Annotated in this window: 20 protein-coding genes; 19 read left to right on the top strand and 1 reads right to left on the bottom strand. The window is 59.0% G+C overall.

From position 1 onward, the window contains the following. Positions 1-56: 56 nt before the first annotated feature. The 17 genes from queG to QE435_RS04710 all read left to right on the top strand — a co-directional run bounded on the left by queG (position 57) and on the right by QE435_RS04710 (position 19,707). On the top strand, positions 57-1,193 hold the full coding sequence (gene queG, locus QE435_RS04790) for a tRNA epoxyqueuosine(34) reductase QueG (RefSeq protein WP_349040448.1): 1,137 nt from the start codon (positions 57-59) through the stop codon (positions 1,191-1,193). Beyond that, positions 1,194-2,084 (top strand): SDR family oxidoreductase, encoded by an 891-nt coding sequence (locus tag QE435_RS04785; protein ID WP_349040447.1) that lies wholly within the window; start codon positions 1,194-1,196, stop codon positions 2,082-2,084. It begins immediately after the preceding gene. 368 nt (positions 2,085-2,452) lie between these two features. After that, on the top strand, positions 2,453-2,821 hold the full coding sequence (locus QE435_RS04780; protein WP_306929121.1) for a septal ring lytic transglycosylase RlpA family protein: 369 nt from the start codon (positions 2,453-2,455) through the stop codon (positions 2,819-2,821). Between the two features lie 160 nt (positions 2,822-2,981). Then, a complete protein-coding gene (locus QE435_RS04775; RefSeq protein ID WP_349040446.1) occupies positions 2,982-4,271 on the top strand; it encodes an RsmB/NOP family class I SAM-dependent RNA methyltransferase in 1,290 nt (429 codons plus the stop codon). A 157-nt stretch (positions 4,272-4,428) separates the two neighbouring features. Then, the gene (locus tag QE435_RS04770) at positions 4,429-5,706 is read left to right on the top strand and encodes an imelysin family protein (RefSeq protein WP_349040445.1); all 1,278 of its coding nucleotides are present in this window, start codon (positions 4,429-4,431) and stop codon (positions 5,704-5,706) included. Between the two features lie 94 nt (positions 5,707-5,800). Then, positions 5,801-7,321, top strand: coding sequence for a di-heme oxidoredictase family protein (locus QE435_RS04765; protein WP_349040444.1), 1,521 nt, complete (start codon positions 5,801-5,803; stop codon positions 7,319-7,321). Further along, positions 7,321-8,442, top strand: a complete 1,122-nt coding sequence (locus QE435_RS04760) for an imelysin family protein (protein ID WP_349040443.1) — start codon at positions 7,321-7,323, stop codon at positions 8,440-8,442. Before QE435_RS04765 ends, QE435_RS04760 begins: the two co-directional genes overlap by 1 nt. A gap of 1 nt (position 8,443) precedes the next feature. Next, a complete protein-coding gene (locus QE435_RS04755; RefSeq protein WP_349040442.1) occupies positions 8,444-9,535 on the top strand; it encodes a DUF1513 domain-containing protein in 1,092 nt (363 codons plus the stop codon). 50 nt (positions 9,536-9,585) lie between these two features. Then, the gene (locus QE435_RS04750; protein ID WP_306929110.1) at positions 9,586-10,041 is read left to right on the top strand and encodes a TspO/MBR family protein; all 456 of its coding nucleotides are present in this window, start codon (positions 9,586-9,588) and stop codon (positions 10,039-10,041) included. Positions 10,042-10,159: 118 nt separating this feature from the next. Then, positions 10,160-12,043: a sigma-54-dependent Fis family transcriptional regulator gene (locus QE435_RS04745; RefSeq protein ID WP_349040441.1), complete on the top strand. Its 1,884-nt coding sequence runs from the start codon at positions 10,160-10,162 to the stop codon at positions 12,041-12,043. A gap of 152 nt (positions 12,044-12,195) precedes the next feature. Further along, on the top strand, positions 12,196-13,269 hold the full coding sequence (locus QE435_RS04740; protein WP_349040440.1) for a 2,3-butanediol dehydrogenase: 1,074 nt from the start codon (positions 12,196-12,198) through the stop codon (positions 13,267-13,269). Positions 13,270-13,383: 114 nt separating this feature from the next. Then, complete coding sequence (locus QE435_RS04735; RefSeq protein WP_349040439.1) at positions 13,384-15,186, top strand: NAD(P)/FAD-dependent oxidoreductase; 1,803 nt, start codon at positions 13,384-13,386, stop codon at positions 15,184-15,186. 111 nt (positions 15,187-15,297) lie between these two features. Then, positions 15,298-15,756, top strand: coding sequence for a PaaI family thioesterase (locus QE435_RS04730; protein WP_306929103.1), 459 nt, complete (start codon positions 15,298-15,300; stop codon positions 15,754-15,756). Then, positions 15,746-16,384, top strand: a complete 639-nt coding sequence (locus tag QE435_RS04725; RefSeq protein ID WP_349040438.1) for a 5'-methylthioadenosine/S-adenosylhomocysteine nucleosidase — start codon at positions 15,746-15,748, stop codon at positions 16,382-16,384. Before QE435_RS04730 ends, QE435_RS04725 begins: the two co-directional genes overlap by 11 nt. A gap of 186 nt (positions 16,385-16,570) precedes the next feature. Then, positions 16,571-18,148, top strand: a complete 1,578-nt coding sequence (gene guaA, locus QE435_RS04720) for a glutamine-hydrolyzing GMP synthase (protein ID WP_349040437.1) — start codon at positions 16,571-16,573, stop codon at positions 18,146-18,148. Positions 18,149-18,390: 242 nt separating this feature from the next. Beyond that, entirely contained in the window at positions 18,391-19,218 is an 828-nt protein-coding gene (locus QE435_RS04715; RefSeq protein ID WP_349040436.1) for a DUF1206 domain-containing protein, read from the top strand. Between the two features lie 54 nt (positions 19,219-19,272). Then, positions 19,273-19,707, top strand: a complete 435-nt coding sequence (locus QE435_RS04710) for a pyridoxamine 5'-phosphate oxidase family protein (RefSeq protein WP_349040435.1) — start codon at positions 19,273-19,275, stop codon at positions 19,705-19,707. Positions 19,708-19,819: 112 nt separating this feature from the next. Here the strand turns inward: QE435_RS04710 and QE435_RS04705 are convergent, their stop codons facing one another. Further along, positions 19,820-20,596, bottom strand: coding sequence for an IclR family transcriptional regulator (locus tag QE435_RS04705; RefSeq protein WP_349040434.1), 777 nt, complete (start codon positions 20,594-20,596; stop codon positions 19,820-19,822). An 89-nt stretch (positions 20,597-20,685) separates the two neighbouring features. On the opposite strand from QE435_RS04705, the gene QE435_RS04700 reads away from it, so the two are divergent. Both QE435_RS04700 and QE435_RS04695 read left to right on the top strand, forming a co-directional pair. Further along, the gene (locus QE435_RS04700; RefSeq protein ID WP_349040433.1) at positions 20,686-22,140 is read left to right on the top strand and encodes an NAD-dependent succinate-semialdehyde dehydrogenase; all 1,455 of its coding nucleotides are present in this window, start codon (positions 20,686-20,688) and stop codon (positions 22,138-22,140) included. A gap of 20 nt (positions 22,141-22,160) precedes the next feature. Continuing rightward, positions 22,161-23,321: an iron-containing alcohol dehydrogenase gene (locus tag QE435_RS04695; protein ID WP_349040432.1), complete on the top strand. Its 1,161-nt coding sequence runs from the start codon at positions 22,161-22,163 to the stop codon at positions 23,319-23,321. Positions 23,322-23,330 lie beyond the last annotated feature (9 nt).

Below are 23,330 nucleotides of genomic sequence, written 5' to 3'. Positions count from 1 at the left end.
GTCTCAGTCGGCGCAGTGCCGGCAGGCGTTCCAGGAGAGAAGCAATCGACACGGTCTTGCAGAAGCAGGAGCTGCGTGCCCGCAAGCTGACGGATTTCGTTCGCGCGGAAGCAACGGCGCTTGGCTTCGACCTCTGTCGCATCACCTCGCCGGAGGCCATTCCGCTGGCTCCTGAACGCTTGCAGCAGTTTTTGGAAAACGGCTACCACGGCACCATGGGGTGGATGGCGGAAACGGCGGAGCGGCGAGCTTCTCCCAAGACCCTGTGGGGCGATGTCCGCTCCATCGTCATGTTCGGCTTGAATTATGGACCGGAGGAAGACCCGCGCACAATCCTCGAAAAGCCGGACAAGGCCGCGATCTCTGTCTACGCCCGCAACCGCGACTATCATGATGTGATCAAAGGACGGCTGAAGGAGATCGCAACGCGCTTCGCGGCCCGTGCGGGCGAGGACGTCAAGGTCTTCGTCGATACCGCGCCTGTCATGGAAAAGCCGCTGGCGGCGGCTGCCGGTCTTGGCTGGCAAGGCAAGCACACCAATCTCGTCAGCCGCTCCTTCGGCTCATGGCTCTTTCTCGGCAGCATGTTCACCACCGCCGAACTCTGTCTTGACGAGCCTGAGCGTGATCACTGCGGCTCCTGTCGCGCCTGTCTCGATGCCTGCCCGACCAATGCCTTTCCGGCGCCTTACAAGCTCGATGCGCGGCGCTGCATCTCGTATCTGACGATTGAGCATAAAGGGCCGATACCGCACGAATTCAGGCCGATGATCGGCAACCGCATCTACGGCTGCGATGATTGCCTTGCGGCCTGTCCCTGGAACAAGTTTGCGGCAAGCGCTTCAGAGATGAAGTTGCAGGCCCGCGAGGATCTCAAGGAGCCTCGGATCGATTTTCTTCTTGGGCTCGATGATGCGACCTTTCGGGCCTTCTTCAGCGGGTCGCCGGTCAAGCGGATTGGCCGTAACCGCTTCGTCCGCAACGTTCTGATCGCAGCCGGCAATTCGAAGGATTGTCGCTTTATCGAACAGTGCAAACAACTCACAGCGGATGCGTCGCCGGACGTGCGCGGCATGGCTGTGTGGGCGCTGTCGCAGTTGATGGACAGGCAAAGCTTCCATGCTTACGCTGCGGCGCACACGGCTGAAGACGATTCGGACGTGCAGGAAGAATGGCGTATCGCAGGGGTATAGATGTCGCAGCTGATGATTTTCGGTGCTGGATATTCCGGCAGAGCGATCGCCAAAAGTCTTCAGGACAGCATGGTGCGGGTGTGCGGTACCACGCGAAGCGCCGAACAGGCCGATAAGCTACGCAGCCTCGGCATCACCCCCTTTATCTTCGACGGCGAGACGCTTGACGGCGCTATACGGAGCGAACTCTCAACAGTCACGCATCTGGTCCAATCGATTGCTCCCGGCAGGACGGGTGATCCCCCGATGCGCCTGTGCGGCGGGGATCTGAAGTCGCTTATGCCCCAGCTGGAGTGGGTCGCCTATCTTTCCACGGTCGGCGTTTACGGCAATCACGACGGTGCCTGGGTGGATGAGGAAACGCCTTGCAAGCCTGTCTCCGCGCGCTCGCTGGAGCGAGTAGAGGCCGAACAGGCGTGGACAAAAGCGGCGGATGACGCTTTCGTGCCTCTTTGTATTCTGCGTCTCTCGGGCATATATGGACCGGGGCGCAATGGCTTCATGAACCTGGAGAAGGGAACCGCCCGGCGCCTTATCAAGCAGGATCAGGTGTTCAATCGCATCCGTGTCGAGGACATAGGGGCGGCAAGCGCCTTTCTCGTTTCACGCAACGCCAGCGGCATCTTCAACGTGACCGACGACGAACCGGCGCCGCCACAGGATGTGGTGACATTCGCCGCAGAGCTGATGGGGATCGAACCTCCCCCAGAACAATCTTTCGAGACTGCGGAATTGAGCCCCATGGCCCGGTCCTTCTATGGCGAGAACAAACGGGTCTCGAACGGCAAGCTCCGCGACATGGGCTTTTCGTTTCGCTTTCCAGATTACCGCGCATCGCTGCGCCAATTATGGGAGAGCGGGGCGTGGAAAGATGAATGGACGTTCATCTAAGAAGGGTGAAAAATCCATGCAAACGGCCTTTTGAGGATGTTTATCATCGTCAAATTTGTCTTTAACGTTTTATTAATGTGCAAATTTAGGAGAATTTTTCAGCTTTTAGAAAATTATTTCACCCGGCTTTTGTGAACTCGAGAGTGTAATACGCCTGCGGCAACCCCTCTATGCTTGCAGTTTGATTCTAAACAAATTTTTCCAAAACCATAGACGGCTATCTAAAATCGAGTCTCCCATTATCGATCACGAATGTTACAGTCTGTAACAGTTCGTGATTGGATCAAGGCAAGTTTTTGCCATTTTTCCGCGGCCCTAAACTCTCCGCAATTCATTCGGCGCGGGGCCGAGTATCAGGGAAGCACAGTTTGACGACTATCCGACGCATGACTATTGCGGCAGCAACTATCGCCGCCTGCTGTTTTATCGCTCCTCTTCAAGCCAATGCTGCAAATGGTTGCGGCGGCGCATCTTGGTATGCTCTCACCTCCAAGACTGCTTCCGGCGAGAGGATGAACCCTTCCAATCTGACTGCGGCGCATCGCTCCTTGCGGTTCGGCACCAAGGTCAAGGTGACCAATGCCCGCAATGGCAAAGCCGTTGTCGTTCGCATCAATGACCGTGGCCCGTTCATCAAGGGTCGTGTTCTGGACCTGTCCAGGGCTGCAGCCAAGAACCTCGGCATGGTCAGCTCCGGCACCGCCAAGGTTTGCTACGAGATCGTCGCCGCCAAGTAAGACTTGTTTTGCCGCATGTCGTTCTCGCGAAATCGTTTTAGACATTTAACGCGAACCATGCTTTGATTTCCGAAGCGCTTTTTCGGGAATTCCAGCCTAAGCCTTGCCCTCGCCGCCATTCGCGTCTACCAACCGGGCATTCACTGAAATGAGGTAGACAATGCGTTTGGGCGGGCGTTTGGCCGGAGCAATCGAAGTGTTGGCAGATATCGAGGCGCGCAGACGCCCCGTCGCCGACGCACTGAAAGACTGGGGACTGGCGCATCGTTTCGCTGGTTCCGGCGACAGGGCCGCCATCGGCAACATCGTCTACGATGCCCTTCGCATGAAACTGTCCCACGCATGGTTGATGGATGACGATAGCGCGACCGCCCTTGGCTATGCCGTGATGCTACGCCAATGGGGTAAAACGCCGGAGCAATTGGCACAGGAATTCGAAGGCGACAAGTTTGCCCCTCCACCTCTGTCCGACAACTCACTGACTGCGCTGACCACCCGCCCGCTCGCCGACGCGCCTCTCCATATCCAAGGCGATATTCCGGAATGGGTTCAGCCATCGCTCGAAGCGGCTTTTTCCGACGACTGGCTTCGCCAGGCACAGGCGCTGAATGAACGCCCGACACTCGATCTTCGCGCCAACACGCTGAAGGCAAACCGTGACAAGGTGCTCAAGGCGCTGGAGGACAGCGGCGCGGTCGCGACCCGCATCGCTCGCCAGGGTGTGCGTATCCCAGCTGGCGAAGGTCCGTCGCGCTTGCCCAATGTCACAGCCGAGCTTTCCTTCCAGAAGGGCTGGTTCGAGGTGCAGGACGAGGGTTCTCAGATCGTCGCCGATCTCGCCGGAGCCACTGAAGGCGAACAGATCCTCGATTATTGCGCCGGCGGCGGCGGCAAGACGCTGGCTATGGCCGCGTCCATGAACAACAAAGGCCAAGTTCACGCTTTCGACGCGGACAGAAAGCGTCTGGCACCGATCATCGAGCGTCTGAAGCGGGCCGGTACGCGAAACGTTCAGGTGCATGATAGACCAGCCGGGCTGGACGCCTTCCGGGAGAAGTTTGATCGCGTACTGGTGGACGCTCCTTGCACAGGCACAGGCACGTGGCGCAGACGCCCGGATACAAAATGGCGTCTCACGCAGCGAAATATTGAAGAGCGCGTCGGTCAGCAGGCCGAAGCACTAGATCAGGCAAAGGCCTTTGTGCGCCCGGGCGGTGAACTGCTCTACGTCACATGCTCTGTGCTACCGGAAGAAAACGAGCGTCAGGTTCGTCGCTTCTGCGCCGAAAACCCGGAATTCTCCATCGTCTCAGCACTCGACCGGTGGACAAAGACCTTCGGACCGGCGGCGGCCAAGCCTTACTCCGCAGATGGTGAAACGGTAACTCTGACGCCAGCGACGACAGACACGGATGGCTTCTTTTTCTGCGCCATGACCCGCAAGGCATAGAAAGCATTTTCTCATATAAACGCTGCTGCACGGCGATGCGGTCGCCGGCAGTCCGTTTGTTGGAAATCTTCTAAACTAGAATATTTGACACCAGTTTACGATTGGTTCAGAACTCGCCTTCACAGCCTCGTTACCGCAGTGCTGGACAGGAGAGAGCATGTTTCGCAAAACCGTTCTGAGCGCCAGCATGGCGCTTCTCGCTGCATCGTCAGCATTCACCGCGGCTCCAGCCAGAGCAGCAACCGATCCCGCTGCCGTGGTCAAGCACTATGCCGAACTGGCACAGGCGAAATATCAGGATTCGTTGACCACAGCAGAGGCACTGGACAAGGCGATCGATGCGTTGATCGCCACGCCAAGCGAGGCAACGCTCAAGGCTGCACGCGACGCCTGGATCAAGGCACGCGTTCCCTATCAGCAGTCGGAAGTCTACCGTTTCGGCAACCCGATCGTTGATGAGTGGGAAGGCAAGGTCAATGCATGGCCGTTGGACGAAGGCCTCATCGATTATGTCGATAGTTCTTATGGCACGGAAAGCGATGAGAACGAGCTTTACACAGCCAACATTATCGCCAACAAACAGCTGACCGTTGGTGGCGAAGTCGTCGACGCATCGAAGATCACGCCAGAACTGATCAGAAGCCTTGCGGAAGCCGGTGAGGTGGAAGCCAACGTTACCACGGGTTATCACGCCATCGAGTTTCTGCTGTGGGGTCAGGATTTGAACGGCACCGGCCCGGGTGCAGGCAACCGCCCCTACACCGACTACGATACGAAGAACTGCACAGGCGGTAATTGCGACCGCCGCGCCGATTATCTGAAAGCCGCGTCCACCCTGCTCGTCTCAGACCTGAAGGAAATGGCCGCGAACTGGGCGCCGGACGGCGAGGCGACGAAGAATGTCGAGGCCGATCCCAAAAAGGGCCTGACCGCCATTCTCACCGGCATGGGCTCGCTGTCCTATGGCGAGCTTGCGGGCGAGCGCATGAAGCTCGGCCTGCTGTTGCACGATCCTGAAGAAGAGCATGATTGCTTCTCCGACAACACCTATAACTCGCACCTCAATGACGCGATCGGCATCGCCTCGGCCTATACCGGCGAATACACACGCGCCGACGGTACCAAGATGAGCGGGCCTTCGCTTTCCGATCTCGTTTCCGCCAGCGACAAGAAGCTGGACGACGAGATGAAAGCGAAGCTCAACAAGACTCTCGATGCCATGCACGCCATGGAAAAGCGCGCCCAGACCGTTGAGGCCTACGACCAGATGATTGGCGAAGGCAACAAGGAGGGCAACGCCGTGGTTCAGACCGCCATCGACGGCCTTCTCGACCAGACCAAGACGATCGAACGCGTCATTGCCGCTCTCGATCTCGGCAAGATCGAGCTTGAAGGCTCTCAGAGCCTCGACAATCCGAACGCTGTCTTCAAGTAAGATTGCGTATTCCAAAATCGGATGAGGCCTTCTTTCAAGGCGGCCTCATCAACTCTTTTTCTTTGTCGCAGCCGGATCATCGTGAGCCGAGGACATGAAGCGCACTGATCTGTATCGGCTCTTTACGCCCATCCTCGCCCTTCTCGTGTGCGGCCTTCCGTCACTGGCTGCCGATACAGCTCGCCGTGACATTTCCCAAAGCGATCTTAATCGCGTTCGCGCGGTCACAGCGCCCACCACCGACTTCTCCAAGGCCGAACCATTCGAGGCCATGTCTGCCGGTGCCGCGACAACCAAGGTCGCTCCGGGCAATACGTCCTTCTCCCAACCATCCGCCACCATCGACCTGGAGCAGGGCCAGAACTTCAAGCTCGGTCACGCGCTGTTCCAGAAGCTGTGGGTGTCGGCCCCCTCTTCGACACAGGCCTCCGATGGGTTGGGGCCGCTCTATAACGCCCGCTCCTGTCAGACCTGTCATATCAATGACGGGCGTGGCCGCCCGCCCCGAGACGGAGAGGACGCAGTGTCGATGATCGCCCGCTTTGCTCGCCCTGCACGCACGCCCGCCGAAGAGACGCTGTTCCAGGACCATCGCGTGCTGAACTTCCCGGATGTTACCTATGGCGCGCAACTGCAAAACCTTGCGGTGCCTGGCTTGCAGGCGGAAGGAAAATTGACCGTTGCCTATGAGGAGCGGGAGATGACGCTTGGCGACGGTGACGTGGTGTCACTGCGCAAACCGACTTATCGCGTCGATGGCTTGGCTGATGGCCCCCTCGAAGCAGCAACCTCCATCTCCCCCCGGATCGCGCAGCCCACCCTTGGCCTCGGCCTGATCGAAGCGATCGCGCAGGAAGACATTCTCGCCAACGCCGATCCTGAGGACAAAAACCGCGATGGGATATCCGGCAAGCCCGCCTGGGTTCGCGATCATCGCTCAGGCGCGCTGGCGCTCGGTCGTTTCGGCTGGAAGGCGCAGAATGCCACGGTGCGGGATCAGGCCGCCATGGCCTTCTCACACGATCTCGGCATATCGACACCTGACGCGCCGAATGCCTATGGGGATTGCACCGAGCGGCAGACGGACTGTCTCGCCATGCCGACCGGCGTACAAAAACGACTGGGAGATACCGAAGCGCCATCCCCGGTTCTCGATCTCGTGACCTTCTACACCGAAAACCTGAGTGTTCCGGCCCGACGCAATGTGGATGCCCCCAATGTCCTGCGCGGTAAGCAGATGTTCTACGACAGCGGCTGCGCGTCCTGTCACACACCTAAATTTGTGACCAGACGCAACGCCGAAGATCCGCTTCACTCCTTCCAGCTGATCTGGCCCTACTCGGATTTCCTTCTGCATGACATGGGCGATGGTTTGGCGGATGGACAGCCAGTCGGCGATGCAACGGGCAATGAATGGCGCACGCCGCCGCTCTGGGGGATCGGCTTGACGGGCGCCGTCAACGGTAACGATTTCTATCTGCATGACGGGCGGGCGCGCAGCCTGACTGAAGCCATTCTCTGGCATGGCGGTGAGGGGCAAAAAGCGCGCGACGCCTTTGCCGCCTTGCAAAAATCTGACCGGCAGGCATTGCTGACATTTCTGGAGTCTCTTTGATGGACATTTCGATGCGCAAACTTATCGCAGCCCTACCTCTGACGATGCTTCTCTTCGTCGGTACGGCTAAGGCCCAGGATGTCGAACTGATGCCGCCGCCACCGCTCGACCCAGTCAAGGTGCGTGCGACGATGGAAAAGGCGGTCGATGGCTTCATCCGCCCCGGCTATGAGACCTTCCGCGACAAGGCGAGCCTGCTGGAAGGCACGATGAAGGCGCTGTGCGCTGACCCATCGGCCGACAGGATGAAGGATGCCAAGCAGGGCTTTGCCGATACGGTCGATGCATGGTCGCATATCGAAGTCGTTCGTGTCGGTCCGGTGATCGAGCAGAACCGTTTCGAGCGCATTCTCTATTATCCGGACAAGAAGGGGCTGGGCTTGAAGCAGGTGCAGCGCTATCTCACTGACAAGGACGAGAGCGTCACGACGGCAGAAGGATTGAAGACAAAGAGTGTCGCGGCACAAGGGCTTGGCGCTCTGGAGTTCGTCCTCTACGGCACCGGTGCTGATGCGCTGGCATTGCAGAAGAACGATTTCCGCTGCCGCTATGGCGCGGCAATCGCCGGTAATCTCGCCAATATCGGAAACGAACTGGTGGCGAGCTGGACGGCTCCGGACGGCACCGCGAAAAACTGGAAGGAGCCGGGACCGGACAATCCCGTTTTTCGCGACGAGCGCGAGGCGCTGGTGGCCATGCTGGGCATTCTCGTCCACGCCTCGGAAGCGATCCGCGACCAGCGCATCGAGACCTTCTATAAGGGGCCGGACAATGTGAAATTTCCACGCACCGCCATTTACTGGCGCTCCGGCCTCACCTGGAAAAGCATCGGCGACAATATCGCTGCCGTTCAGGATCTGCTCCACACCGCGCAGATGGGCGATCTCCTGCCGCCGGATCAACGCTCGATCATCGGTTCCATCGACTTCATCGCCAAGTCCATGGTCCGCGTCTCCGGCACCATCAATCCCGATGTCGAGAAAGCCTTGGCTGACGACAAGGAGCGCGCCAAGGTCGATTACCTGCTGTTGAACGGCAAGGACCTGATCTACCGCATCAACGACCAATATGGCGGCGCCATTGGTCTAAGCTCGGGCTTTTCCTTTTCGGACGGAGACTGACGTGGACAAGGATCGGCGTCTCCTGATCGACAGGCGCAGCTTTATCAAGGCAGCAGGTATTCCCTTTCTGGCATCGCTCGCGCCGCGTTCGCTCTTCGCGCTGGAGCGCACGGATGCCGTCTTCGCCTCCGCCTTCCGGGCTCGTGACGGCGCCTATGGTGTCGCGACGTTGAGCGAGGCTGGCGAGATCATCGACAGGGTCGCCTTGCCGGCACGAGCGCACGGCATGGCTTTCAGCCCCGAGACGGGTATGACGGTCGCTTTCGCTCGCAGGCCAGGCACGTTCTTCGTCGCCTTCGATCCTGGCGGTCGCAGCACGCCGGTCGTCGTCAACACCCCGGAAGGCCGTCACTTTTACGGACATGGCCAGTTTTCACCGGATGGCACGATCCTCTATGCCAGCGAGAACGACTTCGACGGCAATCGCGGTGTGATCGGCCTTTATGATGCGCGAGACGGCTTTCGCCGCATTGGCGAATATGACGCATATGGGATTGGTACTCACGACATGACGGTGAGTGCCGATGGCACCATGATCGTGATTGCCAATGGCGGCATCGAGACCCACCCGGATTTCGGCCGCACCAAGCTCAACATCGACCGCATGGAGCCCTCCCTCGTGCTTCTGGACGCTGCGACGGGCAGCCTTATACAGAAACACGCACTTCCGGAGCGGTTGAAGCAGCTTTCCACCCGCCACGTCGATCTCGGCAATGACGGTCGAATCTGGTTTGCCTGCCAGTATGAAGGCCCGCGCAATGACGTGCCGCCACTCGCCGGCCATTTCTCCAAGGGCGAAGATCTACGCTTCGTTTCTCTTCCCGATGAAACGACCGCCCGACTTGCCAACTATGTCGGCGCCATCGCCGTCAACCGAGAGGCAGGCATAGTCGGGCTAACGTCTCCCAACGGCAACGCCTTCGTGACACTGAACGAGAAGAACGGCGCGGTACTGACGCAGACGACACTCCGGGAAGCGGCAGGCGTCGCCGCATCGGATCACGGCGTCATTGCGTCCTCCTATGATGGGGAATTTGCGGGCAGGGTGAGCGGGGTTTCATGGGATCAGCATATTGCGCGAATCTCACGCTAATTTGTTGAAATAGCGCGGGAACCAAAGCCTGTTGCCACCATTCTTCCGGCATGAAGCACGCGCTCGTCGTCTATCTCGTCTTTATCGTTGTCGTTGTTACATGTGGCGCGTTGATTGGCATCAACAACGTGCCGGGCGACTGGTACCAGTCGCTGAACAAGCCGCCATTCAATCCTCCCAACTGGATTTTTGGTCCCGTCTGGACAACGCTGTATGTGATGATTGCGATCGCCGGCGCGCGCACGTGGCTTCAGAGCCGCATGGGCGGACGCATGCAGCTTTGGGGCAGCCAGATGCTGCTGAATTTCCTTTGGTCGCCGATGTTCTTCGGCATGCAGAGCCCGGCCGCAGGCCTGATCATCATCGTTCCGATGCTCGTCTGCATCATCGCCTTCATCATCATGGCGTCCAGCCGCGACCGCCTGTCCATGTGGCTCTTCCTCCCCTATGCCGCTTGGGTCTCTTTCGCCACGCTGCTGAATGCAAGCATCCTCTACTTGAACTAATCGCAAGACTGTTCCACTCCGCGACAACCATTGAAAGCGTCGGAGTGGAAACCTTAGCCGAAACTGGCTAAGATCGCTTCGAGAGCCATGGGAGGCGGCGATCGAAAGCCGAAAATCTATGAATGTTTCGGATCACATAAAAGAAATCGAGCATGCCGCGGATGGCCGGAACACTGGCCGCGATGCAGTCGTGTTGGAATCCTGGCGACGCTGCCTCGATACCTACCAGTTGGATCCGGCAAAAGCGCGTGAGGCCGTGATCGTGTCGGAGACGCGCCTGCGCGAACATCGTCAGCGCTCTGAAGATCTTGTGCATATTGCCCGCTCCGCCCTGGAGGGGCTTTACCGGCAGGTGGCGGAGCAGAATTACGTGCTTCTTCTGTCCGATCGGCAGGGAGTGACGGTCGAATTCCTCGGCGATCCCTCCTTCAACAACAATTTGCGCAAGGCAGGACTTTACCTCGGATCGGAATGGTCCGAGCCCCGCGCTGGCACTTGCGCTGTGGGAGCCTGTATTGCGACCGGCGAAGCGCTGACCATTCACCAGACCGACCATTTCGATGTCACGCATACGCCGCTCTCCTGCACGGCCGCGCCCGTCTACGATACGCAATGTGTTCTTGCGGCGGTGTTGGATATCTCGCTTTTGAGTTCTCCCATCCTCAAGACAAGTCAGAACATGGCTCGGCACCTCGTGTCTTCGACGGTGCGGAGAATAGAACTGGCAAACCTGATGGCCAGCAGCCGGCATGATCTCGTCCTGCGTTTTGCGGGCGCGCCGGAGTTTTTGGATATCGATCCGGAAGCGGCACTCTCCGTCGATGGCGCCGGCCGGATCACCGGCATGACCCATGGCGCTGCCCGCTTCCTTGCCGCATCGAGAGGTCTCGATTGGCGGAGGTCGGAAGACATTCTCGGACAACGCGTCGAAGAGTTTTTCGAAGCCGACCTCGATGAGCTTGCCTCGCATACCCGTTCCAGCCTTCCACAGGACAGGCAGATCATGGTGAAGGGCGGAGCCGTATTGTACGCCCACGCAATCGAACCGCAGCAGAGCAGATCGGGCATAGCACTGACACGGTCGAAACCTCGGACGACGATTTCAAGGATCGGCGAAAGCGGACTGGCAGTCCAAAACCTTCAGCGGAAGGTGGCGAAACTTGCTCCTTCAAGACTTCCGATCCTTCTGCAGGGCGAGACCGGCACCGGCAAGGAGCATCTGGCGCGCATCATTCATGATGCAAGTGGGCTCTCCGGCCGGTTTGTCACCGTCAATTGTGCTGCTATTCCCGAACAGCTGATTGAGAGCGAGTTGTTCGGCTATCTTCCAGGCGCTTTCACCGGCGCCTTGCCAAAGGGGCGCAAGGGGCTTGTGGAAGAAGCGGATGGCGGAACGCTTTTCCTGGATGAAATTGGCGATATGCCGCTGACTGCCCAGAGCAGGCTGCTGCGTGTTCTGGCGGAAGGAGAGGTTCTCCCCGTCGGCGGATCGACGCCGCAAAAGGTCGATTTCCGGGTGATCTCCGCGTCACACCGCCCCTTGAGTGAGATGGTGCGCGCTCGAGATTTCCGCGAAGATCTTTACTACCGACTGAATGCCGCCGTTATGACCTTACCGCCGCTGAGAGAGCGCGAGGACTTTCCATGGCTTCTCGACAGGACATTGGAGAAGCACGGCGCACCAGATCGCCCGCTTGCCCTCTCCAACGCCGCGCGTGTGGCGCTCGTCCATCATCGCTGGCCCGGGAATATTCGCGAGTTGGACAATACCATCGCTTTTGCTGCAGCGCTCTGCGACGACGGTTTGATTACGGTGGACGATCTCCCTGAGCACCTGATTTTCACATCCGTGACCCCCGCGATTGACGACGGGGATTCCGATCTTCGCGCGCTGCTGGCCGCTTGCAACGGCAACATATCCGAGGCGGCCAGACGGATCGGTGTGGATCGCACGACGCTGCATCGAAGGATGCGGAAGCTCGGCATCAGTAAGCCTCACTAAGTGAGGCGTTTGCCACAACTGTTGCACCACAGCTGTGGCGGAATGCAAAACCATCCTCTAGCGAAACCCCTACAATCCCGGCATCTCAGCCAATGACTGCTTCTGGCACGGTCGTTGCACCTTCCTTGGCATTAGACGCCATGGAGGACAAAATGCGCGCCCTTAGATTTCATGCGGCCAAGGATCTGCGGATCGAAGACGTTCCCGATCCCAAACATCCCGGACCGGGACAGGTTCTGGTCCGCAACCGCTTCGTCGGCATATGCGGCACCGATCTCCACGAATATAGCTACGGTCCGATCTTTATTCCTACAGAGCCGCACCCTTTCACGGGCGCGCATGGCCCACAAATCCTGGGCCATGAATTTGGTGGCGTGGTCGAGGCGGTTGGTGAAGGCGTGACCTCCGTTCGCGCCGGTGATCGCGTATCGATCCAGCCGCTCGTCATGCCGCGATCCGGCGATTACTTCGCCGATCGCGGCCTCTTCCACCTCAGCCCTCAACTGGCCCTCGTCGGGTTGAGCTGGGATGGCGGCGGCATGGCCGAGGCCGCGCTGGTCAACGAATACAACGTCCAGAAAATTCCAGACGGCATGACCGATGAGGAGGCCGCGCTCGTCGAGCCGACGGCAGTTGCCGTCTATGCCTGCGATCGTGGCGGCGTGACCGCCGGCAACAGCGTCCTGGTGACCGGTGCGGGACCGATCGGCATGTTGACGCTTCTCGCCGCCCGCGCCGCCGGTGCGGCACAGCTTTTCGTCTCCGATCTCAACGATGCACGCCTCGAGCTGGCTCGCAGCGTTATTCCCGACGTCATCACGATCAACCCGAAGCGCGATCATGTGGGTGATGTTGTGCGCTCGGCGACCGAAGGACTGGTCGGCTGCGATGTCGCGATCGAATGCGTCGGCAACGAACATGCTTTGAAAGCCTGTGTCGATGCGGTGCGCAAGCAGGGCGTCGTTGTGCAGACGGGTCTCCACCCGCATGAAAACCCGCTCGACTGGTTCCAGGTGACCTTCCGGGATCTCGAGATCAAGGGCTCGTGGGCTTACCCGACCCATTACTGGCCACGCGTGATCCGCTTGATTGCCTCTGGCCTGTTACCCGCCACGAAGATCGTCACCAAGCGCATCACGCTGGATACCGCTGTTTCGGAGGGCTTCGATGCCTTGCTGGATCCAGCCGGTACGCATCTGAAGATCCTCATCGATCTTTCGAAGTAGCATTCTCTGTCGCAGGCCGGGAAGAGGAGCCCGGCAGGCGGCAGGCCATTGGCTTGCAGGCGGGAAGACCGCCGCTTGCCACAAGACCCAAGCAAAACCATGGAGGAGATGAATATGCTTGATGTCAGTCCCGTCACCAAAATCGACACCGCCCTTTCCAAGCTCGGCAAAGCGCTGGAAGCCGGTGACATCGATGCCGCCGTCCACATGTTTCAAGCCGATTGCTACTGGCGCGATCTGGTGACGTTCACCTGGAACCTGAAGACGCTGGAAGGCCGCGAAGAGATCCGCGGCATGCTGGAGAAGCAGCTTGCGGCCATCAAGCCTTCCGGCTTTGTCCAGGATGGCAAGGAGCCGGCGTCGGAAGGCGGTGGCGTCACCGAGGGCTGGTTCGAATTCGAGACGGCCAAGGCGCGTGGGTACGGCCACATCCGTCTGAAGGATGGGCTGATCTGGACCTTGCTGACAACAATGAGCGAGTTGAAGGGTCACGAAGAGCCGAAAGGCGTTCGCCGTCCGATGGGCGCCGAACATGGTCATGACCGCAATCGCAGGACCTGGAAGGAGAAGCGCGAAGCCGAGGCCACAGAACTCGGTTATTCTGAGCAACCCTATGTCGTCATCATCGGCGGAGGCCAGGGCGGCATTGCGCTTGGAGCGCGTCTTCGTCAACTCGGCGTTCCCGCGATCATCATCGAAAAGAACGAGCGGCCGGGCGACAGCTGGCGCAAGCGATACAAGTCACTCTGCCTGCACGATCCCGTCTGGTACGATCATCTCCCCTATATTCCATTCCCGGAAAACTGGCCGGTCTTCACTCCCAAGGACAAGGTCGGTGATTGGCTGGAGATGTACACCAAGGTCATGGAGCTGAACTACTGGGGCTCGACCACCTGCAAATCGGCGCAATATGACGAGGCTAAGGGCGAATGGACAGTCATTGTCGACCGCGCCGGTGAGGACGTCGTGCTGCGGCCGAAACAGCTCGTGCTGGCCACCGGTATGTCCGGAAAACCCAACATTCCGAAATTTCCGGGGCAGGAGATCTTCAAGGGAGAACAGCAGCACTCGTCGCAGCATCCCGGCCCGGATGCCTATGCCGGAAAGAAGGTGGTCGTCATCGGCTCCAACAACTCGGCCCATGATATTTGCGCGGCCCTTTGGGAGGCAGGTGCCGATGTCACCATGCTACAGCGGTCATCCACCCATATCGTCAAATCGGACTCGCTGATGGAAATCGGTCTCGGTGATCTTTACTCCGAACGCGCAGTGGCAAGCGGCATGACGACGCGCAAGGCCGATCTCATCTTCGCCTCGCTCCCCTACAGGATCATGCATGAGTTTCAGATCCCGATTTACAACCGGATACGGGAAAAGGACGCAGACTTTTATGCCGCACTGGAGAAAGCAGGTTTCATGCTGGACTTTGGGGATGACGAATCCGGTCTCTTCATGAAGTATCTTCGCCGCGGATCCGGCTATTACATCGACGTCGGCGCTTGCGATCTGGTGATCGACGGGTCGATCAAATTGAAGTCCGGCGTGGATGTCTCTCACCTCACGGAAAATGCCGTGGTGTTGAAGGACGGCACGGAGCTGCCGGCCGATCTGGTGGTCTACGCGACCGGTTATGGCTCGATGAATGGCTGGGCGGCAGATCTCATCTCCCGCGAGGTGGCAGACAAGGTGGGCAAATGCTGGGGCCTCGGCTCCAACACGACGAAGGACCCCGGCCCCTGGGAAGGGGAGCAGCGCAACATGTGGAAGCCGACCCAACAACAGGCGCTGTGGTTCCATGGTGGCAACCTGCATCAGTCGCGCCACTACTCGCAATATCTGTCGCTTCAACTGAAGGCGCGCCAGGTCGGGCTTGAAACCCCGGTCTATGGTCTGGAGCAGCCCCATCACCTTGCGTGATGTCAAATCGGCCTCGATCCGTCGGTTGGCAAGAACCGGCGGATCAGCCACCCTTGTCTTGCGCGTGAACGGACGCCATGTCATTTTTGCGTAAAAATGAGAGGCAGGGGAATGGCATTCACCGATCCTGGCGATTTTCGCCAGCGCATTGAAAAGAGCTTTGCACGCCAAGGCGTCGTTCAGGCAATCAGGGCCGAGCTTTCGCGTATCGAGCACAGGCTGGTCGAAATCGAACTGCCTTTTCACCCCAAGCTCACTCAGCAACACGGGATATTGCATGCGGGCGTCATCGCCGCCGCACTCGATACCGCCTGCACCTATGCCGCCTACACTATCGTCGAGCCCGAAGCGTCCCTGCTGACGATCGAGTTCAAGGTCAATCTGATGTCCCCGGGGCGCGGCGAGCGTTTTCTCTTCCGCGGTGAAATCACCAAGCCCGGCAGCAACATCATCGTTGCCGACGGGCGCGCCTACGCGATCTCCGACGGACCGGCCAAGCTGATCGCGTCCATGACAGGCACAATGATGGTTTTGAAGGGCCGCGAAGGGTTCAACGAAAATGAGCTATGAACTGGTCGAGATCGACGGCAAGCGCCTTCTCTTCGTCATGGCCGCCGATGCCGAGTATGGTCCACATCTGAAAGCCCGCTTCCGGCCACTGATGACCGGCGTCGGTCCGGTGGAGGCTGCCGTTTCCCTGACGGCGACACTCAGCGATCTCAACGGTCAGGCGCGCCTGCCGCATCTCGTCGTTTCGCTTGGCTCCGCCGGGTCGCGCAAGCTGGAACAGGCGGAGGTCTACCAGGCGGTCAGCGTCTCCTATCGGGATATGGATGCCTCGGCCTTCGGCTTTGAAAGAGGGCGAACACCCTTTCTCGATCTCCCGGCAGAGGTGCCGTTACCCTTCGAAATACCCGATATCCCGACCGCCCGAGTTTCGACCGGCGCCAATGTCGTGTCCGGTACTGTCTATGATGCCATCGATGCGGATCTGGTGGAGATGGAAACCTTTGCAATCTTACGCGCGTGCCAGCGCTTTGACGTACCGCTGATCGGTTTGCGCGGCATTTCCGATGGCAAGGCGGACGTCCACCATATCGATGACTGGACCGAGTATTTGCATGTCATCGATGAGAAACTGGCCCAAGCCGTCGACAGGCTGCAGGACGCGATAATGGCCGGAGACATTCCACTCTAGCGCGCCGTGCATCCATTTGGGCGCGTAAAGGAAGCTCTGTGTTTTTTGAGCCTACGCATCGTGCTTTCCGAAAATCGGTTCTGATACTCGGGTCGATGCCGTAGCGCTTGCACTGCAGCCCATTTTCTGGCTTTTCAAGGCATCTGCCGGGTTGCCTTACGCCCGGCAATTCTTTAAAGGCTCGCCATGACCCAGATAGCCCATCCCGACAGCATCCTCATCATCGATTTCGGCAGCCAGGTGACGCAGCTGATTGCGCGCCGCATCCGCGAAGCCGGGGTCTATTGCGAAATTCACCCGTTCCAGAATGCCGCAGAGGCCTTCGAGAAAATGCAGCCGAAGGGCGTCATCTTCTCTGGCGGTCCGGCATCGGTCACGGCAGAGGGAAGCCCGCGCGCACCGCAGGCGGTGTTCGATGCAGGCATCCCGATCCTTGGCATTTGCTACGGCCAGCAGACACTCTGCACCCAGCTTGGCGGTACGGTCGAAGGCGGTCACGCTGCGGAGTTCGGCAGAGCCGATATCGAAATCAAGAAGGCAAGCCCGCTCTTCGAAGGCTTCTGGGAACTTGGCGGCCGTTATCCGGTCTGGATGAGCCACGGCGATCGCGTCACGCAATTGCCGGCCGGTTTCGAAGTGGCTGCGACCTCGGAGAACGCGCCCTTCGCCATCGCAGTCGATGAGAAGCGCCGTTACTACACCACGATGTTCCATCCTGAAGTGGTTCATACACCAGATGGCGCGAAGCTGCTCTCCAACTTCGTCCACAAGATCGTCGGTCTCAAATCCGATTGGACCATGGCGGCCTATCGCGCCGAGATGATCCGCAAGATCCGCGAGCAGGTCGGCGATGGCCGCGTGCTCTGCGCGCTGTCCGGGGGCGTCGATTCCTCGGTTGCGGCGATCCTTATCCATGAGGCGATCGGCGAGCAGCTGACCTGCGTCTATGTCGATCACGGTTTGATGCGTTTGGCCGAAAGCGAGCAGGTCGTCGGCATGTTCCGCGATCACTACAACATCCCGCTCGTGCACGTGGATGCCTCCGACCTATTCCTGACGGAACTGGCCGGCGTTTTCGATCCGGAAGTCAAGCGCAAGACCATCGGTCGCCTCTTCATCGAGACCTTCGAGGCCGAAGCTGCGAAGATCGCCGCGGATGGCAAGGGCGCTCCGGCATTTCTCGCACAGGGCACGCTCTATCCCGACGTCATCGAAAGCGTTTCCTTCTCGGGCGGTCCTTCCGTCACGATCAAGAGCCACCACAATGTCGGTGGTCTTCCCGAGCGCATGAACATGAAGCTGGTCGAACCGCTCCGTGAACTGTTCAAGGACGAGGTTCGCGCTCTTGGCCGCGAACTCGGCCTGCCGGAAAGCTTCATCGGCCGCCATCCCTTCCCCGGCCCCGGCCTCGCAATCCGTTGCCCTGGCGTCGTGACCCGCGAGAAGCTCGATATTCTGCGCAAGGCGGATGCGATCTATCTCGACGAAATTCGCAAGGCTGGCCTCTATGACACCATTTGGCAGGCCTTTGCCGTTCTGCTGCCAGTCCAGACTGTTGGCGTCATGGGCGACTACCGTACCTATGACTTCGTCTGCGCATTGCGCGCCGTCACTTCGGTCGACGGCATGACGGCGGATTTCTACCCCTATGACATGAACTTCCTCGGTCGTGCGGCCACCCGCATCATCAACGAGGTCAAGGGCATCAACCGCGTGGTCTACGACGTGACGTCGAAGCCACCCGGCACCATCGAGTGGGAATGATCAAGAGTCCTCCCAATGCGATGACATAATGATTTCGAGCCGCCGGTGTCTGTGTTCAGAGACCGGCGGCTTTTCATTTTGGAGATATCTTTCCTGCGTCAGCCCTAGCTAAAAAACGGTCTCGATGACCTCACCTGCGCGAAAAAGTGCTCAACGCTTCGCGATTTTTTCTTCCCCATCGATCAACCTTTCATCCGCACAGCGCGTTAGGGACCCATTGTTCCCAGCACCGCGGACCCGCCATGCCTTCAACTTTCCGATTCGATCTGCTCGCCAAGAGTGGTTACGCCGCACGCGGCATCGTCTTTATGCTCGTTGGTGGACTGGCGCTGCTATCCGGTGTCGCAGGCGAGAAAACCGAAACGAAGTCGGCGCTCTCGACGCTTTTGAGCCAGCCTTTCGGGCGCATCTGGGTCGGTGCAATCGGTATCGGGCTTCTCGGCTTCGTCTGTTGGCGCTTGACACAAGCCATCGCCGATACGGATGATCACGGCACCAGCGCAAAAGGCCTTGTCGTTCGTACGGCGCTGATCGGAAGTGCTGTCACCTATCTCGGACTTGCCGGCTTTGCGCTCGGCCATAGCTTTCTTGCCGGTGGTGGCAATGAAGGATCGGGTGAAAAAGATCTTGCCCAATGGATCATGTCGCAGCCCTTCGGATCCTACGTTCTGATCGCGGTCGGCGCGGGCTTCGTTATCGGCGGTGGCGTCACTGCTGCGAAGGGGCTGACGCGGAAATTCGAGCGCTATCTTCACATCCCGGACCAAAACGCTATCGCCACCTGGATTTGCATCTATGGGCTTGTTGCACGCGGTCTGGTGTTTGCGATCATCGGCATTCTGTTCATCACGGCTGGAATGAAGGTCGATCCTCAAGAGGCCGGCAGTATGGGCGATGCGATGCAGTGGCTGAGGCAGATGCCATTTGGCAGCGCTCTCTACATTTGCGTCGCCGCAGGGCTCGCCGCTTTCGGTGTCTACAATCTGATTGAAGCCCGCTATCGCACGATCCCCAGCCCTTCCTTGAGTGCAGTGAAGCGATCCGTACGCTCCGCCTTGCCCGGCCGCTGACGAAATACGCTCAAGACCTTCCGATCGTCCACGTTTAAGAAAAGGAAGCCTTCCATGGCGAGCAAAACAATCGAAGACATCGCTTCAACGATGAAGAAGATCGACTTCTGCATGATGGCGACCCACGGTTCATCCGGCGCGATCACCAATCGCCCGATGAGCAATAATGGCGATGTGGCTTACGACGGCGATTCCTGGTTCTTTTCCCTGAAGGACACCAACAAGGTTTCCCACATCAACCGCAATGCTCAAGTGACGCTTTCCTTCACCGAACCGCCCAGCCTGCTCGGCAAGCCCGGCATGTTCATCTCGATCGAGGGCGCGGCAGAACTCATCGACGACAAGGCCGCTTTCGAGCGCCACTGGGTTTCCGATCTCGATCGCTGGTTCACCGAAGGTGTCGATACCCCAGGCCTGGTTCTGATCAAGGTGCGCGGCGTGCGTGTGCAATATTGGGACGGGGAAGAAAACGGCACGATCGATCTCTAGGTCGCTACGGCGCATAAGGGAACGGCTGGAGTGTCGGTGGTGAATCCTATGTTTCCCATCGACACTCAGCTCTACGCCCCACCTCCTTATCCGGCCGATTGGATCGAGATCGTCAGGCGCCGCCAATTCCTTCGGACATGCCCTTTGCGATTGCCTGCAACTGCGCTCCGAGTTCCGCCGTCCTGTCATCGCTTGCTTCGCTGCGCAAAATGCTGATCGCAATCCCGGCGACTGCGGCCCCGGAGTGGTCTCGAACTGCAGCCCCTATACAGATCATGCCGTCGCGGATTTGCCCGTCATCGATGGAAAAGCCCCGCTCTCGCGTGAGCTCAAGCTCTTTCTCAAGCTCCTCGACTGTGCGGACGCTCCGCCTTGTCAGGGGCTTGGGAAAATCAGCGAGCAGATGGCCGAGCTCAGCCGGTTTGAGATCCGACAGCAGCATCTTTCCAGTGGCTGTAAAAGGCGCTGGCAGTCTCATGCCAATGCGGAAGGTCTGCCCCAGCGGCTGATCTGAATTACGACAGCCGACATAGACGACTTCTGCACCCTCGCGAACCGTCAGCGTCACCGTGTAAGGATCAAGCTTGCGGTCCCGCGCAAGCACTTCCTGGAAGGTCGTGACGATATCGAGCTGGGACAAAAAGGCATTTGCCCATCTCAGCGGATGAGGTCCGATCCTCAACGTTCCATCCGGTGTTTTCGCCACCAGATCGAGCTCGCTCATCACCGCCAGCAGTCCGTGCGCCGTGCTCTTGGGAAGACCAAGTGCTCGGGCGATTTCGGCCGCCGTCAGATTTTTGCCTGTAGCGAGAATATCGAGAATGCCAACCGCCCGGCGCAAGGCCGGTACTGTTTGGGCAGACGATATGTCGAACGCGTCTGTTTGCATTTCATCTCCTTGACAGGATCGGCGCCAGCCATCATAGTTCAATACACGGATCACAGTTCAATTAGTTGAACTTAACTGGAGATCACGCAGTGCTCAAGTTGAAAAATCCTCGCCTTCTCACCGATGCATGCCTGATCAACGGGAACTGGATTCAATCGGATAGGTCCGAAACCATCAAGGTTGAAAATCCGGCAAACGGCGAGGTGATTGCTGAAGTCCCCTCTCTGACGCCGAGCCAAGTGGAGCGCGCGGTTGAGGCGGCTGAAAATGCCTTTGTCAGCTGGAGGAACCGCTCCGCCAAGGAGCGCGCAACTGTGCTGAGGTGCTGGTTTGACTTGATGGTGGCAAATGCCGACGACCTTGCAACACTGATGACAGCAGAACAGGGCAAACCGCTTGCCGAGGCCAAAGGTGAAGCGCTCTATGCGGCGTCTTTCGTCGAGTGGTTTGCCGAGGAAGCAAAACGGGTCTACGGCGAGACCATCCCTGCCCCCACAACAGACAAGCGGATCACGATCCTGAAGCAACCTATCGGCGTCTGCGCGGCGATCACGCCTTGGAATTTTCCAGCGGCCATGATCACCCGCAAAGCCGCGCCGGCGCTTGCCGCGGGCTGCACGATGATCGTCAAGCCTGCCGAACAAACCCCGCTTACCGCGCTCGCTCTAGGCGTTCTTGCCGAAGAAGCAGGCATTCCGGCAGGGGTCTTTCAGGTCGTGACGGGCGAGGCGAGGGAGATCGGCAAGATTTTCACCGAGAGCGACACGGTGCGAAAAATATCCTTCACCGGATCGACGGAAGTTGGACGCGTGCTGATGGCGCAGTCGGCACCGACGATCAAGAAGCTGTCGCTCGAGCTCGGCGGCAATGCGCCCTTTATCGTCTTCGACGATGCCAATATCGACGCCGCGGTCGAAGGTGCGATCGCATCGAAGTATCGCAACGCCGGACAGACATGTGTGTGCAGCAACCGCATCTATGTTCAGGACGCAATCTTCGACAGTTTTGCAGAGAAACTGGCGGCAAAAGTGAAGACCATGAAAGTCGGATCCGGAACCGAGGACGGCGTGACGATCGGGCCGCTAATCGATGAGGGCGCCGTCAAAAAAGTCGAGGATCACGTCGCTGACGCCCAGGCGAAGGGTGCTACCGTCATCACCGGCGGAGGACGACATGCTCTTGGAGGCACGTTCTTCGAGCCGACCGTGATTGCCGGCGCGACGCAGGCAATGAAGGTCGCCCGCGAAGAAACCTTTGGGCCCGTTGCGCCACTTTTTCGTTTCGAGACGGAAGACGAGGTGATTGCCATGGCGAATGACACGGAGTTTGGCCTCGCAGCCTATTTCTACACCGAGAGCTTCAGCCGCACATGGCGCGTCGCGGAAGCACTGGATTACGGCATGGTTGGCCACAATACCGGATTGATCTCCAACGAGGTCGCTCCTTTTGGCGGCGTCAAGCAATCGGGCCTTGGCCGCGAGGGATCCCACTTCGGGATCGATGAGTATCTTGAAATCAAATATCTCTGCTCGGCTCTCAGCTGAGACGTGATTGGGAGGATAAAATGACGATGAACCCGTTCGAGTTTCGAACCGTTCCTTCAATGCAGGTCGTGTGGGGCGGGGCCGCAAAGCTTGGAGACATCCTGGCTGGCCGGTTTTCGCAGCGGAAAGCGCTTCTCATTACTGACAGTGGTCTCGTAAAGGCAGGGCTTATTCAACCGATCACCGAAGCCCTGTCTGCCAGTGGCTTTTCCGTCGAGACCTTCGACAAGGTGGTGGCCGATCCGCCCGAACATGTGGTTGCGGAATGCGCCTCCTCCGCCAAAGCCTTCGGGGCGGATATCGTCATCGGCCTCGGCGGCGGGTCGTCGCTCGATATCGCCAAGCTGGTGGCCGTGCTTCTGGTTTCCGATCAGTCGCTCGCCGACATGTACGGCATCGGCAACGTCAAGGGATCACGCGCACCGCTGGTGCTGGTACCGACAACAGCGGGAACGGGCTCCGAGGTCACCAATATCTCGATCATCACCACCGGCGAGACCACCAAGATGGGTGTCGTTTCGCCCCAGCTTTTTGCCGATTTCGTGCTGCTAGACGCCGAGTTGACGGTGGGCCTGCCGCAGGTCCACACCGCTGCCACCGGCATTGATGCGATGGTTCACGCAATCGAAGCCTATACCAGTAAGCACAAGAAGAACCCGCTCTCCGATTGCCTGGCGCGCGAAGCGCTTCGTCTTCTTGGAGACAATCTGGTCGCCGCCTGCAAGGACGGTGCGAACCGTGAGGCGCGCGAGGCCATGTTGCTCGGCGCCACCCTTGCCGGCCAAGCCTTTGCCAACTCGCCGGTTGCGGCTGTCCATGCTCTCGCCTACCCGCTAGGGGGCCACTATCACGTTCCGCACGGCCTCTCCAACGCGCTGATGCTTGGCCCCGTTCTTCGTTTCAATGCCGCCGCTGCTGCACCACTTTATGCCGAGCTTGCCGATGTACTGAAGGTGCCAGGCGAAGGTGATGCCACAGCCCGTTCGAACGCCTTCGTTCAGCATATGGAAAGGCTAATGGATGAGAGCGGTGCACCACGCCGTTTAAGAGATGTCGGCGTCACCGACAACAGCCTGGCCATGCTGGCATCGGACGCCATGAAGCAGACGCGTCTGCTCGTCAACAACCCGGTCGAGGTCCGCGAAGAGGATGCGCTGGCGCTTTATCGGGAAGCATTCTGATCACCTATC

The sequence above is a fragment of the Agrobacterium sp. SORGH_AS 787 genome (genome assembly GCF_030819035.1).
Classification (GTDB): domain Bacteria; phylum Pseudomonadota; class Alphaproteobacteria; order Rhizobiales; family Rhizobiaceae; genus Agrobacterium; species Agrobacterium larrymoorei_B.
The sequence above is the reverse complement of the archived record's forward strand: the minus strand, read 5'-3'. Positions and strand labels throughout refer to the sequence as shown.

Bases quoted from the DNA above. Each gene is read 5' to 3' on its own strand.
- QE435_RS04785 (WP_349040447.1), top strand. From the start codon at position 1,194: ATGTCGCAGCTGATGATTTTCGGTGCTGGATATTCCGGCAGAGCGATC.
- QE435_RS04775 (WP_349040446.1), top strand. From the start codon at position 2,982: ATGCGTTTGGGCGGGCGTTTGGCCGGAGCAATCGAAGTGTTGGCAGAT.
- QE435_RS04770 (WP_349040445.1), top strand. From the start codon at position 4,429: ATGTTTCGCAAAACCGTTCTGAGCGCCAGCATGGCGCTTCTCGCTGCA.
- QE435_RS04765 (WP_349040444.1), top strand. From the start codon at position 5,801: ATGAAGCGCACTGATCTGTATCGGCTCTTTACGCCCATCCTCGCCCTT.
- QE435_RS04760 (WP_349040443.1), top strand. From the start codon at position 7,321: ATGGACATTTCGATGCGCAAACTTATCGCAGCCCTACCTCTGACGATG.
- QE435_RS04750 (WP_306929110.1), top strand. From the start codon at position 9,586: ATGAAGCACGCGCTCGTCGTCTATCTCGTCTTTATCGTTGTCGTTGTT.
- QE435_RS04745 (WP_349040441.1), top strand. From the start codon at position 10,160: ATGAATGTTTCGGATCACATAAAAGAAATCGAGCATGCCGCGGATGGC.
- QE435_RS04740 (WP_349040440.1), top strand. From the start codon at position 12,196: ATGCGCGCCCTTAGATTTCATGCGGCCAAGGATCTGCGGATCGAAGAC.
- QE435_RS04735 (WP_349040439.1), top strand. From the start codon at position 13,384: ATGCTTGATGTCAGTCCCGTCACCAAAATCGACACCGCCCTTTCCAAG.
- QE435_RS04730 (WP_306929103.1), top strand. From the start codon at position 15,298: ATGGCATTCACCGATCCTGGCGATTTTCGCCAGCGCATTGAAAAGAGC.
- QE435_RS04725 (WP_349040438.1), top strand. From the start codon at position 15,746: ATGAGCTATGAACTGGTCGAGATCGACGGCAAGCGCCTTCTCTTCGTC.
- guaA (WP_349040437.1), top strand. From the start codon at position 16,571: ATGACCCAGATAGCCCATCCCGACAGCATCCTCATCATCGATTTCGGC.
- QE435_RS04715 (WP_349040436.1), top strand. From the start codon at position 18,391: ATGCCTTCAACTTTCCGATTCGATCTGCTCGCCAAGAGTGGTTACGCC.
- QE435_RS04710 (WP_349040435.1), top strand. From the start codon at position 19,273: ATGGCGAGCAAAACAATCGAAGACATCGCTTCAACGATGAAGAAGATC.
- QE435_RS04705 (WP_349040434.1), bottom strand. From the start codon at position 20,596: ATGCAAACAGACGCGTTCGACATATCGTCTGCCCAAACAGTACCGGCC.
- QE435_RS04695 (WP_349040432.1), top strand. From the start codon at position 22,161: ATGACGATGAACCCGTTCGAGTTTCGAACCGTTCCTTCAATGCAGGTC.